Raw genomic sequence first — 15992 nt, 5'->3', positions numbered from 1 at the left:
ATTCCCATTGCTTTTTTTGGGCAATGTCTAAGTCAAATATTACTTTTTTTGATAATTTTTCAAAAAGAGGGTATCGGTTTGGCTCATTTTTGTAATTTTAAATGCACTACGAGCTAGCAATAGCTGATACTTTGCAAAGTCTTATAGAGTTTTACACGGTAAAAGAATAGAATTGAAATATCTCTCGCGTATTTAGTTTCCAAGTATCATCCTTCAAACAACAAACCGAATTACAAATAATAAATAACAAAAAGTCAACGCATGAAAAAAAAGCATTTGGCAAACCGACAAATTTCAAGAAGATCTTTCATTGAGAAAACGGGAACTGCCGCCGTAGGAATTACCATTCTCCCGAGCAATGTAATCTCAGGGTTGGGCCACAAGGCCCCAAGTGATAAATTGAATATTGTCGGTGTCGGAGTGGGCAGTATGGGTTTTGGTAATCTCCGAAACTTGGAAAGTGAAAATATAGTGGGTCTCTGTGATGTCGATTGGAAATATGCAAAAAACTGTTTCGATCATTTTCCGAATGCGAAAAAATACAAGGATTTTCGGGTCATGTATGATGAAATGGGCAATGATTTTGATGCGGTATTGGTGGCAACTGCCGATCACACCCACGCTATTGTGGCAGCAGAAGCTATGGTAAGGGGAAAACATGTCTACGTACAAAAACCGCTTACACATTCTGTTTATGAATCACGGTTATTGACCAAATTGGCAAAAAAGCACAATGTGGCTACACAAATGGGGAACCAAGGTGCCTCAGGAGCCGGGGTTGCTGAAACATGTGAATTAATATGGAGCGGGGCTATTGGGGAAATCACAAAGGTAGAATCTTTTACCAATAGACCGATATGGCCACAAGGGCAAAACCCACCCGTACAAGGGCAGTGGGTACCAGATACGCTAGATTGGGATTTGTTTACAGGACCGGCCGAAATGATTCCGTATAATCAAGTGTACCACCCATGGAACTGGCGTGGATGGTGGAATTATGGAACGGGAGCCTTGGGCGATATGGCCTGTCATATACTCCATCCGGTATTCGAAGCACTCAAATTAGGATATCCTACCGAAGTACAGGGCAGTTCGTCGTTATTATTAAAAGATTCTGCCCCGACCGCTCAATCGGTACAACTGACGTTTCCGAAGCGTGGAAAAATTGGTAAAATCAAATTACCGGAAGTGGATGTTTCTTGGTACGATGGTGGCATTAAACCTGCTTTGCCAAATGGATGGCCCGCAGGTAAAGATCCAAATAAATCGGGTGGTGGCACCTTCTTTTATGGTACTAAAGGGGTGTTGCATGCTGGATGCTATGGGGTTGAGCCTGAAATCATTGGTAGGGAATTACCGAAAGTAGCAAAAACAGAGCGCAGGGTAGAAGAGGAAATTGGTCTTGCATGGAATAAAGGAGCACATGAGATGGACTGGGTTCGCGCGTGTAAGGAAAGTCCGGAGAACCGAAAACCTTGTACTTCAGATTTTTCAGAAGCGGGCCCTTTCAACGAAATGGTTGTGATGGGTGTGCTTGCAGTACGTCTTCAATCACTTAATAAGATTCTAAAGTGGGATGGCGAGAACATGCGGTTTACCAATATAGGTGATGATGAAACCATTAAAACGGTTATTCGTGACAACTTCGTAATGCGCGACGGTCGTCCGAAATTTGAAAAAGATTGGACAGAACCCTTTTCTGCCAGTGAATTTGCCGCCGAATTGGTAAAACATACGTATCGTGATGGTTGGAAATTACCCGATATGCCGGCGTAGTTTCTGATTTTTATATTATAGGTATATGCGGCAGAAACTGTGGTAAAACTCGGTTTCTGCCGTATTGGTATTGTTGAAAAGCAATGCACCAACGCTGCTGTATTCCTTTGAAATCAAATGGGTATATTTAGAAATATAATAGAAAATATTTAATTCGTAATGAGTTTATTAATCTCCTATTTGCAGGAAACTAAAATTTCGTACGGGGGTAAATACTCAATGTATTTTTTGCCGATGGCCGATTCATCCAATAAACTTTTAGTTTAATACAATTTCTCAAAAAATGACAGATAAAAGCAAGTCGGTATCACGACGAAAATTTTTGGGTTCAATTTCAGCAGCGGCAGTAGCTGCGCCTTTTATAATGAATCCATCTGTGGGTTTTGCATCACCAAAGAACAAGTTGAAACATGCCTGTATTGGTGTCGGGGGAATGGGTTTTCACGACCTTAAAAATTTTAAAGAGCACCAAGGTGTAGAAATTGTGGCTCTTTGTGATGTGGATGCAAAAAATCTACAAAAGGCGGCAGCGCTTTTGCCAAATGCGCGAAAATACACCGATTGGCGTGAGCTTCTTGAAAGGGAGCAAGATATAATCGATTCGGTCAATGTAACGGTGCCAGACCATAATCACTTTGCCATTGCCTATAGGGCCATTCAAAATGGAAAGCATGTATATTGTCAAAAACCGATGTGTCATGATGTAGCGGAAGTGCGAAAGCTTACTGAGGCATCCATAAAAGCCGGGGTGGTAACACAACTTGGTACACAACATGCCTCTGGCAAAGGAGACCGACTCGCAGTTCAGTGGATCAAAGAAGGTGCAATCGGTAAGATCAAGCATGCATATCTCTGCTCGAACCGCCCGGCAGCCATAGAGCGATATCGGCTTCCTGGTCCTAGGCCTGCACAAGGTGAACCAGTTCCTTCTCATTTGGATTGGGACCTCTGGATAGGCACCGCTCCGATGCGCCCTTATGCACCTGATATCTATCATCCGACCATATGGAGAGCATGGCAAGATTTTGGTACCGGATGGTCTGGAGATATAGGATGTCACATTTTTGATGCCGTATGGAAAGGTCTTGGTTTAAAAGCACCAAAGTCGGTATCGGCAAAGGTTCAAAAGTCTTGGAAACAATCCTCGGAACGGAATACGGATACATGGCCTCAAGGCGACCATATAACATGGATGTTTCCTGGCAATGAACTTACCGAAGCTGATGTGTTTCCACTGGAATGGTACGACGGGGAGTTTTATCCGCCTTGGGAAATACAAGCGTTGTACCCCGATAAACCGTACCCCGCAGAATCCGCCATGCTTATCGGAACCGAAGGGGCGCTACTTATACCGCATACTGACATGCCAGTGTTATTGCCGGAGAACAAATATGTAGATTACAAATCCCCTGAACTTGATGAACGCAATCATTACCATCATTTTGTAGATGCTTGTTTGGGCGGTGAAAAAACGGAATCACATTTCGCCCAGTCCGGCCCCATGACAGAAGCAATACTCCTTGGTACGGTAGCAATACGGATGCCCGATACACTTCTCGAATGGGATGCGGCCAAAATGCGATTTTCCGACCGTAGAGCTAACAAATATCTTCGCCGTGAATATCGCAAGGGTTGGGAGGTAGCTGGATTTTAATATTATTTTAGTAATAATCAAGTGCCTTTGTTTAATAGCTTTAAGTTTGATTATTCGCTGTACAATTGACAATTTTGAAAAAAATGTTCTACACAAATTCCCTATCAAGGATTAGTATTTTTTTCTTAAAAATTCTTCCAGTGTTCATATTCATTAATGGAAACAATTAATCTAATTATATATAAAATCAATGAGAATAACTACGTGTTTAATTTTAGTTTTTTTAGCCGTTCAAATCGGAACCGCGCAATCAAAAAAATATGACATTGTCGTTTATGGCGGTACGTCGGCCGGAGTGGCAGCTGCTATTCAAGCCAGTAGAATGGGTAAATCGGTTGTGTTGATCGAGCCAACCAATAGAGTTGGAGGGTTGACCACCGGCGGGCTGGGACAAACCGATATTGGTAATAAACAGGCCATTGGTGGAATTTCGCGTGAGTTTTACGAAAACATCAAGAAATATTACGATGATCCTAAAAATTGGAAATGGGAAAATCGTTCAGAATATATTGATAGTGGACAAACCCGTACGGAAAAAGGAGAAGCATCGATGTGGACATTTGAACCCTCGGCTGCACTTTCGGTCTATCTTGACATGCTAAGTAATGAAAAAGTAAAACTGGTTTATAAGGAAAGATTGAATAGGGCTTCAGGTGTACATAAAGTTGGAGGAAAAATTCAATCGATAACCATGGAAAGTGGAAAGAAGTTCATCGGCAAGGTATTTCTTGATGCCACATATGAAGGCGACCTCATGGCCACAGCTGGGGTAACTTATGCCGTGGGTCGCGAGAGCAATGAAGAATATGGTGAAACTTTAAACGGCGTACAGGCTAATAATATCAACTTGTCTTTGACAAAATTGGTTTCAAAGAATGCCTATAACCATAATTTTATTCAAGGAGTCGATCCCTATGTAGTAAAAGGTGTCCCTAATAGTGGCCTACTACCTAATGTTAACGAAAAACCTGGTCTTGAAGGAGCAGGGGATGATAAAATACAGGCGTATTGTTTTAGAATGTGTTTGACCGACCATCCGGAGAACCGAATTCCTTTCGCAAAACCTGCAAATTACGACGAGATCAATTACGAATTGTTATTTCGTAATTATGAAGCCCGAAAAGGTCCAATACGTGAAATGTATAGCTACGGCAATTCGCTTTTACCATGGATTAATTCTAGTATGCCGAACCGAAAAACCGATACCAATAACAAATTTGGTTTCTCAACAGATTATATAGGGAAAAATTACGATTACCCGGATGCTTCGTATGCTGAACGGGAAAAAATTATCGAAGACCATAGAAATTATCAGATGGGCTTGATGTGGACTTTGGCCAATCACCCCAGAATTCCAAAAGAAGTACGCGATGAGGCTTCACGATGGGGTACTTCAAAAGATGAATTTGAGCGTGCAGATGGTTGGCAACAACAACTTTACGTTCGTGAGGCACGGCGAATGATCAGCGATTATGTCATGACACAACATAACTGTGAAGCTTTAACAGTAGCAGAGGATGCAATCGGATTGGCAGCTTATGGAATGGACTCCCATAATGTGCAGCGCTATGTCGATGCCAATGGATATGTTCAAAATGAGGGTAATGTCGAAGCACATGGTTTCAAACCATACCCGATCAGTTATAAATCTTTGGTGCCGAAAAAAGAAGAATGTGAAAATTTGATTGTTCCCGTGTGTGTTAGCGCAACTCACATTGCATTTGGCTCTATACGTATGGAACCTGTTTTTATGGTATTGGGCCAATCTGCGGCCATAGCTGCCGCTTTGGCCATAGATACTGATACCTCCGTTCAGGATATTTCTTACGAAAGCTTAAAAGCCGCGCTGTTAAAAGATGGACAGCGTCTAAAATAATAGTCATTGAGAAACGTAGTTGTTAATTGAAAAAAGTAATACAAGAACTGTGAAAATTCCTTCCAGAGAATATTGGTGTACAAATACTCATTTGAAATGTCGTACATTTTTGTTGGGTGTTGTTCTTATTATAGGGATGTCATTTGCGGTGTCCTGTAAGAAGAAGGAAAAGGCGGCTACCGTATTGCCAAACATCGTATTGATTCTAGCTGATGATTTGGGGTATGGTGATTTAGCATCGTACAACCATAATTCGTTGGTACCGACGCCTAATTTAGATAGATTGGCTTCACAGGGTATTCGTTTGACCAATGCCTATTGCCCTGTATCTGTCTGCTCACCATCTCGTTATGCGCTCATGACCGGAACGTACCCTTTTAGAAGCTGGAAGAAATCAGGAGTGCTATCCAATTATGAACCTTCAATGATGGCCGAAGGTCAGTTGACCCTTCCCAAAATGTTGCAGCTGTCGGGCTATACCACGGCAGGTTTCGGCAAATGGCACTTGGGCGCCTCTTTTCCAACACTCGATGGGGAAAGGCCTGCGGGCTACGGGAAATTTAAGGCCGAAAATAACGGTGCCAATATCGATTTGAAAAGTCCGGTAAGCGATGGTCCTGTTGATCATGGTTTTGAGCATTGGTTTGGTTTTAGCTGTGCGAGTGAATGTTGGGTTATGAATGGGAAAAACATTGTTGCCGCGCTGCAGCACGATTTTTACAATATTGATTCTGCCACACAAAAAGACCATATTGAGGTTATTCCATCCGACAAGTATCTCAGTATGATAACCGAGAAAAGTGTACGTTTTTTGACAGACCATAACGCCACGGACCCCAAAAAGCCTTTTTTTCTGTATTTTGCGCCTTATGTACCCCACATTCCATTGTCTGTGAGCGATGAATTTAAAGGTGCAACGAAAGCAGGTCTATACGGTGATTATGTGTATGAGCTGGATACTTATATCGGTAAGCTTTTGAGCACACTCGATAGTTTACAGCAATCGAAAAATACGATAGTTCTTTTTGCCAGTGACAATGGATCCCAATTTGAGATGACGGGTACTCATATCGATCTCGCTAGCGCCAGCAATAGTCCTAAGGATGTTATTAAAAAAGGAACAAATGCAAATGAACACTATCCCAATGGTGATTTGAAAGGAACAAAATGGACGATTTGGGAAGGAGGGGTGCGAACTCCCTTTATTGCCAAATGGCCAGGAAAGTTTCCTTCGGGAGCTAAATCCGATCAACTGTTCGCCTTAAATGATGTGATGGCTACCCTAGGTTCGATTGTAGGTTTTAAACTTCCGACCGATGCAGCCATAGATAGTTACGATCAACTTTCCGTTTTAATGGGAAAGGAAGAGAGTATCAGGGAATCTGTCGTAGTTCAATCGTCAAATGGGATGGCAATTCGGAAAGGAAATTGGAAATATATTATGCCGTCTGATGAAAACACCGATGGGGAATTATACAATTTGGCAGACGATGTATCTGAATCAACAAATAGATTTGAAAAAAATCCTGAATTGGCAAAAACGATGAAAAATGAATTGCATGAAATGATATCCCGAACCGCCATTGATCAAAGTAAAAATTATTGAAAATCAAATAAATAAAAACAACCAATCTTAATTTTAAATAGAAGAAGATATGAGAAAAAATAGACGAACCATATTGTCGTTACTTGTTCTGCTGATTACTGCAACAAGTTTTTTTAGCTGTAAGGATAAACAAGCTGAGACAAAAGATCCAAATACTGCTGACATTATAATTTATGGGGGAACTTCGGCGGCGGTATCCGCTGCGGTAGAAGCTAAACGATCGGGAAAATCGGTAATTGTAGTTTCTCCGGATATCCATTTGGGTGGATTGACATCAGGTGGTTTGGGTTGGACGGATACAGGGAATAAAAGTGTAATTGGTGGCCTTGCCAGGGAGTTCTATCATCGAGTATACAATCATTATAATACTGATGAGGCGTGGAAATGGCAGCCCCACAGTGAGTACGGTAATACGGGACAGGGAACGCCTGCTATGGATGGAGAGAACCGAACCATGTGGATTTTTGAACCACATGTTGCCGAGAACGTATTTGAAGATTTGGTCAAAGAGGAAGATATACGTGTCGATCGTGATGAATGGTTGGATAGGGAAAACGGTGTGGTGTTGAAAGATGGCAGTATTATTTCGATTACTACATTATCTGGCAAAACCTACACGGGTAAAATGTTTCTCGATGCTACGTATGAAGGTGATTTAATGGCTACTTCAGGAGTGAGTTATCATGTTGGCCGCGAAGGGCAAGATGTTTACGGAGAAGAATGGAACGGCGTACAAACCGGAGTTTTACACCATAAGCATTGGTTTGAGTCCGACATTTCTCCATATGTAATTCCTGGGGATCCTTCGAGTGGTCTTTTGCCAAGGGTTTCAGGGGAAGATCCCGGAGAAAAACATAGTGGTGACGATAAAATACAGGCATACTGTTTTAGAACATGTATGACTAATCACGATGAAAACAGAGTGCCGTTTCCAAAGCCTGAAGGTTACGATCCGATGCAGTACGAATTGTTGGCACGTGTTTTCGATGCCGGTTGGAAAGAGTGGTTTGGTAAATTCGATGCCATTCCCAATCATAAGACCGATACGAACAATCACGGACCTTTCAGTAGTGATAATATCGGCATGAACTACGACTATCCGGAAGCTTCCTACGAAAGACGAAAGGAAATTATAAAAGAACATGAACAATACCAAAAGGGATTATTGTGGTTTGTAGCCAACGACCCAAGAGTGCCTAAGGATATTCAATCCGAAATGCAAAAATGGGGATTGGCCAAAGATGAGTTTACCGATAATGGTAATTGGCCACATCAGATTTATGTTCGTGAAGCGCGGCGTATGATCGGTGAGTTTGTAATGACCGAGAATGAGCTGTTAAAGAAAAAGCCAACGCCCCAATCCGTAGGTATGGGTTCATATACCATGGATTCTCACAATGTGCAACGTTATATAAAAGAAGATGGCTTTGTACAAAATGAAGGAGATATTGGCGTAAGTACAAAAGGTCCGTATGCCATATCATACGGTTCGCTAGTGCCAAAAAAAGAAGAATGTAAAAACCTTTTGGTACCGGTTTGTGTTTCTTCGAGCCATATCGCTTTTGGCTCTATAAGAATGGAACCTGTATTCATGATTTTAGGTCAATCGGCGGCAGCGGCAGCCGTTCTTGCGCTTGATAAGGAAACTTCTGTACAAGATGTGGCGTATGAAGACCTAAAAAAGGTATTACTCGATAAAGGGCAAGTATTGGAATAATTAAAAATATATCGAGGTTGATTGGAAAAAAGATAGTAACATCGACCAGTCAAAAGCTTAATTTTTTGAGTTAGTTTAGTTTTTTAAAGTTGCAAAAGGGGATTTGGTAAAAACCAGATTCCCTTTATCTATTTTTAACAAGACATCTTAATTGCCGAAACCTGAATTTATTTATAAGATTAAAGTTTTATGTCAATGAAACGACTGCCGAATTGAGGTTTTCCTAATATAATGTTAAATATTAATCTATTTTTTATAGATTTATCGCAGAGAATGACGTGCGATGAAAAATGAGATAGAAGATTCAAGTTTGTTGGAGGGATTGCAAAATGGGGACAGGGCGTCTTTTCGGGCCATTTATGACAGGTACTCAGAAAATCTTTTTCGCTATGCAATGAAGGTCATCAAGAACAGAACGGTTTGTGAAGATATTATTCAAGATGTATTCATTGCCTTATGGTCTAAAAGGGGAAAAACAGAAATTTCTGCCTTGAAACCCTATCTTTTTCAAGCAGTAAAATATCAAATTTTCAATCACTTTCGTGATTCTAAATTTTCAAGTGAAGATTTAACGCGACTAAATATTATTGATGTTTCGATGAACGTTTCCCAAAAACTGGAATATTCTGAATTGGAACAGAGAATTCGGAACCACGTTGATAGCCTACCCCAAAGGTGCCGACAAATTTTTCTGCTGAGCCGCTATCAACACAAATCGAACAAAGAAATCGCGAAAGAACTAGATATATCCGTGCAGGCGGTAAAGAACCAAATTTCTAAAGCCCTCGCGTTTCTGCGAAGCAATCTTCAGTTAGAGGAGGTGGTTTTCCTTGTCCTTTTTATTCTACTATAATTACGAATTTTTTTTTAATTACTTTTTTTCAAGATAAAAAGGCGATATAAGTTGGGTTATCTTATGAAGTCGCCATTAAGAATATGAGAAATTGTTGAAGTGATTTTTAAATAATTTTAAAAATAAATGGCTTTTGACGTGTACCTTGATACTATTTAGGGTACTTATAGATGAAATCGCTCCCTAACCGTCCGATAAATGAATACCAAAAAGGCAAAAAAACTTTTTAAGAAATACGTGAACAATCAATGTTCGCCCGAAGAGCTTGAATTGCTTGATAGTTTTCTAGAGTCTTTTCAAGACGAGCACTCTTTTAGGTCTGAATTCAAATTTGATGAAGAACTAAAGGAAGAAGTCTGGACAAAAATTAGAGTACAGACAAATCAAAGAAATCCAAAAAAAAAATATGATAAAATATTTTTTTTAAAATATGCAGCGGTACTTATTGGTCTGGTTGGGGCAGCTGTTATATGGACCAATCTTTCGAAAGAAGAATCAACACTAATAATTGAAGATAATCCGATTGTTTTAAAAACGGGAAACAACGAATTGAAGAAAATCGTTGCGGGAGGCGGAGAAGTCTTAAGGGATACGGAAGGAAATATTCTCGCCTCACAAACCGATAACCAGATGGTCTATTACGGTAAGCCGACAACAGAGCAAATGGTTTACAATGAAATTCTAGTCCCAAAGGGAAAGACCTTTCAATTGGTTTTATCCGATGGGAGTTCGGTACACCTAAATTCTGACACTTCATTAAAATACCCAATAAGTTTTGTTCAAGGGGAAGAACGCAAAGTTTTTTTAAAAGGAGAAGCCTATTTTGAAGTAGCGAAAGATACGGCGCGACCTTTTACTGTTGTTTCCCAAGGTATGGATGTTCAAGTATTGGGCACACATTTTAATGTGAGCTGTTATCAGAATGAGGCGGCACACGCCGTACTCTTAGAAGGCAGTGTTGCGGTAAGACAGCAAACGAATACCGATAAAAGAACGGATGCCAAGATTATTCAACCGGGACAAAAGGCGACCTTGAGTGATGATGCCATAAGTATCACCGAAGTAAAGGTTGATGACTATTTAGGTTGGAGAAATGGCCACATGGTTTTTAACAACGAAGCATTTAAAAACATCATACAGAAAATTGAGAGAAGATACAATGTAGTTATTGAAAACGGGTATGAAGATCTTGATCCGGTTCAGTTTAGGGGAACTTTTGAGAACGAGACGATTGAAGACCTGTTGAATACCTTTAAAGAAAGTGCCGGATTTGACTATGATATTATAAATAACCGAATAGTAATTAAAAAGCCCGAATAATATGATATAAGGATTATAAAAAACGGGAAACGCGGCAACGTTCCCCGAATTAAACTGATTTCAACTCAAAATTAACTAATCAAAATCTCTTAAAACTATGGAAAAAAAACCATTGTTTTTCATTATTGTGGAAAACATTCTTAACAAGAATCGCACGGTGAAAATATCGATTATATTGTTTGTCTTTGCCCTTTTTAACCTTCATGCCAATTCATATGCACAAAGCAAGAGGGTAACTCTTGTGGTGAACGATGCAACTATTGAAAATGTATTTGAACAAATTGAGGCACAAAGCAAGTTTCGTTTTTTTTATAAAACAGGGGAGTTAAATGTCAATAGAAAGGTGTCCCTAAATGTTGAAAAACAATCTATTAAATCTGTATTGGAAGATTTATTTCCGAACGGTACGGTATCCTATACCATGGTCAAAAATCAGATAGTTTTAAAAAGCCATGAGAAATTACCAGACCACCAAATTCGAAATACCAAAGAGGATACAACTGTAGAAATTTTGCAACAATCCGTAACGGGTACAGTGACCGATGAAACGGGTATACCACTGGCCGGAGCCAATATTGTCGAAAAAGGAACAACAAACGGGGTAACTGCCGATTTCGATGGTAATTTTAGCATAGAATTGACTAATGATGACGCTATTCTTGTTGTTTCCTATATCGGGTACGCAACAAAAGAAGTGCCAACGAACGGGCAAACGTCATTGAACATTACTTTAATGGAAAGTGCCGCAGGCCTCGATGAAGTCGTTGTTGTAGGTTTTGGTACACAGAAGAAGGTGAATGTAATTGGATCCGTTTCCCAAGTTTCTTCAAAAGACATAGAAAATAGACCAGTTACCCAAGTTTCACAAGCTATTACTGGGCAAATGCCCGGGGTAACGGTAATTCAAAGATCAGGGCGACCGGGACAAAGCTCGGGTGCGATAAGTGTACGAGGCGTAGGTTCATTTGGGGCGACGCCAGATGCACTTGTATTGATCGACGGTATTGCAGGTAGTATGAACGATATTAATCCTGATGATATTAAGTCAATTTCGGTATTGAAAGACGCTTCCTCAGCTGCAATTTACGGTGCACGTTCTGCAAACGGTGTTATCTTGATAACCACCAAAAGCGGGAGCGAAAGCAAATTCTCCATCAATTATAATAGCTATGTAGGTTTTAACGGCGCCACCGAACTTCCCGAATTTGTAAACTCTTGGGAGTATGCCGAAATGTATAATATCGCTTCAGGAAGTAATAGTTTTTCAGCTGAAGACATTGCTAAATATAGATCTCAATCAGATCTTGATAACTACCCGAATACACGCTTTTTAGAAGACCTTTTTTCTAAGAACGGCGTACAAACCTCTCATACATTAACTGTTAACGGGGGAGATGAAAAGAACAAATATTATGTTTCCGCCGGAATCTTGGAACAAGATGGTATCGTTCCTAAAAACAGCTTTAGTAGATATAATGTCCGAATGAATCTCCAGAATAAGTTGGGCGATAAGTTTGAATTAAGTACCCGAATGTTCGGTACAATAGAAGAACGAAAAGAACCCCAGGCGACTGCCAATAAAGGTAGTGAAAACAATAGTTTTCAAGATCAACTTATTCAAAATGCGGTGCGTTATCCGGCCGTATTTTTAGGGCAAGCCTCAAATGGTGATTATGGAATAGGACCAGAGAGCGGGGGCACGCCGACATCGTGGCTCGCTTCAGAATCTTATTTGACCAATCCGCGCACAAAGGTGGGCGTAAATATGAAATTGGATTACAAACCGACTGACAATTTGGTTTTTTCGGCAATCGGCGGTTATAATTTTTCCTTATTTGAACAACGTTCTTATTTGGCATCGCAACGCTTAAATGAAGACGTGCTTCTGGCACAGTCTCAATTAAACCAATTTAGTAACAAAGAAATTTTCAAAACCTTGCAATTCACGGGCGAATATTCCAAAGAACTCGGTGATCATGACTTCAGTCTGTTGGCTGGTTATTCCTTTGAAAATGAAGTGTTGTCATTCTTCAATGGATACCGACAAGATTTCCCCAGTAACGATTATACAGTTTTAGACCTGGGCAGTGCAGAGAACCAACAGTCTGGTGGTTATGATGCCGAATGGGCGATACAGTCTTATTTCTCCCGTTTGAAGTATAGCTATATGGAAAGGTATCTTTTTGAGGCGACACTTCGATATGATGGTTCCTCCCGATTTCCGGAAAGTAACAAATATGCCGTTTTTCCTGCTGTTGCGGTAGGATGGAGACTTTCTCAAGAATCGTTCATGCAAGATGTTTCTTGGATCTCTAACTTAAAATTAAAAGCCTCTTGGGGTATTTTAGGAAACCAGAACATAGGAAATTATCCCTATCAGACCGTATTGGCTTCCGGACGCGATTATTCTTTGGGAGGTGGACTTTCAACCGGTGCGGCATATGCGACTTACAGGGATGCCAATATCAAATGGGAATCAACAGAAACGACCGATTTCGGTGTTGAAACAGGCTTTTTCGATGGTAAACTTACTTTGAATGCCACATATTTCCAAAGAAAAACCACCGATGTACTTTTTAAACCATCTTCCAGTGTTTCTACTGTTTTGGGGGTAGGCATTAGTGAGACCAATACAGGGGCAGTTAATAATACGGGATGGGAGTTTGATTTAGGCCATCGTAACAGTATAGGTGATTTTAGTTACTCGATCAACGGTAACTTTTCAATCATTGAAAACGAAGTAGTTACTTTAGGTTTGGGTAATGTAGAACAACCTAATGGATTTGTTGGTAACGGGTCTGATTTGTTTATTGGCTATCCCATGCAGATGTACTATGGCTATAAAGCCGATGGGGTGTTTCTAAACGATGGGGAAGTAAGTAGTTGGCCTGATATGTCAGCGGTGAACCCTACGGCACAAGCAGGAGACTTAAGATATAAAGATATCAGTGGTCCTGATGGCGTGCCTGACGGCCAGGTCGATCCTACTTATGATCGTACATATTTGGGAAGCAGAATTCCTAAATATACGTATGGAGCAAATATTAATTTGAATTACAAGAATTTTGATTTTTCGGTCTTCCTTCAGGGAGTGGCAGAAGTAAAAGGACTACTGACAAATTATGCGGGTTATGCTTTCTTTAACTTAGGAAATATACAGCGATGGCAAATGGATGGAAGATTTGATTCTAATAATCCGGTACGTTACCCCGAGTATCCTCGTTTGGAAGTAATCACGAACAGTGGCACCGCAAATACCACAACATCTGATTTTTGGGTCATTAATTCAGGATACTTGCGTATTAAGAACGTACAATTGGGATATAATGTTCCAAACAAGGCAACAGACAAAATAGGCATTGACAATCTGAGATTGTATTTAGGTGCCGAAAACCTACATTCTTTCAATTCATACCGAAAGGGATGGGATCCGGAAGTCAATTCTAGCGGATCGTATTACCCCATTTTAACGACCTATACTTTTGGTGTAAATCTAAAATTTTAAGATCATGAACACATTATATAATAAATACTTCCGTAGATCAACATTTTTCATGTTCCTCTTTGCCGCCATGGGTATGTTGGCAGTGACCGTTTCTTGCGACAAGGAGCTTGAACAATTTCCAAGTAATGCCTTTGCCAAAGATAATTTTTGGACATCGGAATCTAACGCGAATATTGCTCTTACAGGGGCCTATCGTGGTGCCGTGGAATATGGCACCCAAGTGGTGCCATCCGATTGGTGGACCTACTGTGGCATTGTTTTTATGGAATTCGCCACAGATAACGCTTATGATCGTCGGGGTGATAATTCCACCCAAAATCGCCTGACTAATGGCACACTACTTCCCAATAACAATGTAGTGAAAGGATATTGGGAAGGTTCGTATCAACGAATTGCGATTTGCAATGATTTCTTGGAGAATATCGAGAACGTTGAAATGGATCAAGCAAAAATAGATCGAATGAAAGCCGAGGTATCTTTTCTAAGAGCTACCCAGTACTTTTATTTATCGCAGTTTTGGGGCAGTGCTCCCTTGGTAACGGCTACCTTGACTCCCGATGAGGCCAATAATGTAGACAAAGCCTCAAAGGCAGAATTGGTCGCTTTTGTTGACAGTGAACTAAAAGCAGCTATTACTGCCCTTCCGGCATTTGGTGAATTGAGTGCCTCGGAAGCGGGTAGAGCCAGTAAGCAAGCGGCTTTGGCTTTTTTAGGTCGATTGTATCTTGGCGAAAACAATTTCGCTGAAGCTTCCGCAGTATACAAGCAGATTATTAATATGGGTGATAATATAATAGACCCAGATTATCAATCGTTGTTCATTCCCTCTAACGAAAATAGCAGTGAAAATATTTTTAGTAGCCAGTATTTCGGCGGACAAGCAGGAAATTCGTTGCCACAACATGCATATCCGGCAGTTGCTTCAGGTTGGCACATTGTCAATCCACAGGGAAGCCTTGCCGATGCCTACGGTTTTGATGATGGTACGCCACTGTCATATGATGATCCTAGATTTGATTATGATGATATGGGCGCGAATCGGGATCCCCGGTTTAGGTATAACTTTATTTGGGACGGAGCTACATTTAGCGGTCGAACCTACGATTGCCATCCTGACCATACGGAATCTGTCGACCAATTGACCTATTCAAAACAGGCTACCAGAACAGGTTACGGTTTGCGAAAGTTTTTTGATGAGTCGTTCAGCGGAAATTTACGTACCGATTACGGTGGTAATATTCCTATTATTAGATATGCAGAAGTGTTATTGAGTTATTTGGAAGCCGAATTGGAAGCAGGTAACACGATTACGCAGCAGTTATTAGACGAGACTATCAATGCTGTACGGGGTAGGGCATCGGTTGGTTTACCGGCGATTACAGAAACTGATCCTGCGACGCTCCGACCAATTTTAAGAAATGAAAGGCGAATTGAGTTGGCACTCGAAGGACAGCGCCTTTGGGACATTTTCAGATGGGGCATTGGTGATGAAGTTTTAGTTGGAGATTTCTGGGGAGCTCCCTTTCCCAACTCAACATTATACCCGACGACTTCAAAGAAAATCGACGCACAGTCCAGGTGGTATGTAACCACCAAGAATTTCAGGGAGGGTATTGATGATGTTTGGCCGATTCCTGAATCTGAAGTGAATGTTAATCCTAAATTGGGTAATTAAACAGAACAAC

9 protein-coding genes are annotated in these 15992 nt (G+C 40.7%); all 9 read left to right on the top strand.

The window, feature by feature from the left end; all coding sequences use genetic code 11:
• Window positions 1-261 precede the first annotated feature (261 nt).
• Complete coding sequence (locus tag BLS33_RS02015) at window positions 262-1776, top strand: Gfo/Idh/MocA family protein (protein ID WP_089884757.1); 1515 nt, start codon at window positions 262-264, stop codon at window positions 1774-1776.
• 283 nt (window positions 1777-2059) lie between these two features.
• The gene (locus BLS33_RS02010; RefSeq protein ID WP_089884755.1) at window positions 2060-3430 is read left to right on the top strand and encodes a Gfo/Idh/MocA family protein; all 1371 of its coding nucleotides are present in this window, start codon (window positions 2060-2062) and stop codon (window positions 3428-3430) included.
• 190 nt (window positions 3431-3620) lie between these two features.
• Window positions 3621-5306 (top strand): FAD-dependent oxidoreductase, encoded by a 1686-nt coding sequence (locus BLS33_RS02005; RefSeq protein WP_089884753.1) that lies wholly within the window; start codon window positions 3621-3623, stop codon window positions 5304-5306.
• 136 nt (window positions 5307-5442) lie between these two features.
• Window positions 5443-6912, top strand: a complete 1470-nt coding sequence (locus BLS33_RS02000) for a sulfatase family protein (protein WP_089884751.1) — start codon at window positions 5443-5445, stop codon at window positions 6910-6912.
• A gap of 49 nt (window positions 6913-6961) precedes the next feature.
• Window positions 6962-8629 carry an FAD-dependent oxidoreductase gene (locus BLS33_RS01995; RefSeq protein ID WP_089884750.1) on the top strand — a complete coding sequence of 556 codons (1668 nt, stop codon included), beginning with the start codon at window positions 6962-6964 and terminating at the stop codon, window positions 8627-8629.
• Window positions 8630-8912: 283 nt separating this feature from the next.
• Window positions 8913-9482 (top strand): RNA polymerase sigma factor, encoded by a 570-nt coding sequence (locus BLS33_RS01990; RefSeq protein ID WP_089884748.1) that lies wholly within the window; start codon window positions 8913-8915, stop codon window positions 9480-9482.
• 198 nt (window positions 9483-9680) lie between these two features.
• Complete coding sequence (locus BLS33_RS01985) at window positions 9681-10802, top strand: FecR family protein (protein ID WP_089884746.1); 1122 nt, start codon at window positions 9681-9683, stop codon at window positions 10800-10802.
• 97 nt (window positions 10803-10899) lie between these two features.
• Window positions 10900-14307, top strand: a complete 3408-nt coding sequence (locus BLS33_RS01980; protein ID WP_089884744.1) for a TonB-dependent receptor — start codon at window positions 10900-10902, stop codon at window positions 14305-14307.
• 4 nt (window positions 14308-14311) lie between these two features.
• Complete coding sequence (locus BLS33_RS01975) at window positions 14312-15982, top strand: RagB/SusD family nutrient uptake outer membrane protein (RefSeq protein WP_218129521.1); 1671 nt, start codon at window positions 14312-14314, stop codon at window positions 15980-15982.
• The last annotated feature ends 10 nt before the right edge of the window (window positions 15983-15992 follow it).

This window comes from Kriegella aquimaris (assembly GCF_900103215.1).
Taxonomy (GTDB): domain Bacteria; phylum Bacteroidota; class Bacteroidia; order Flavobacteriales; family Flavobacteriaceae; genus Kriegella; species Kriegella aquimaris.
Note: the sequence above shows the minus strand (reverse complement) of the source record. Positions and strands in the feature narration are given on the sequence as shown.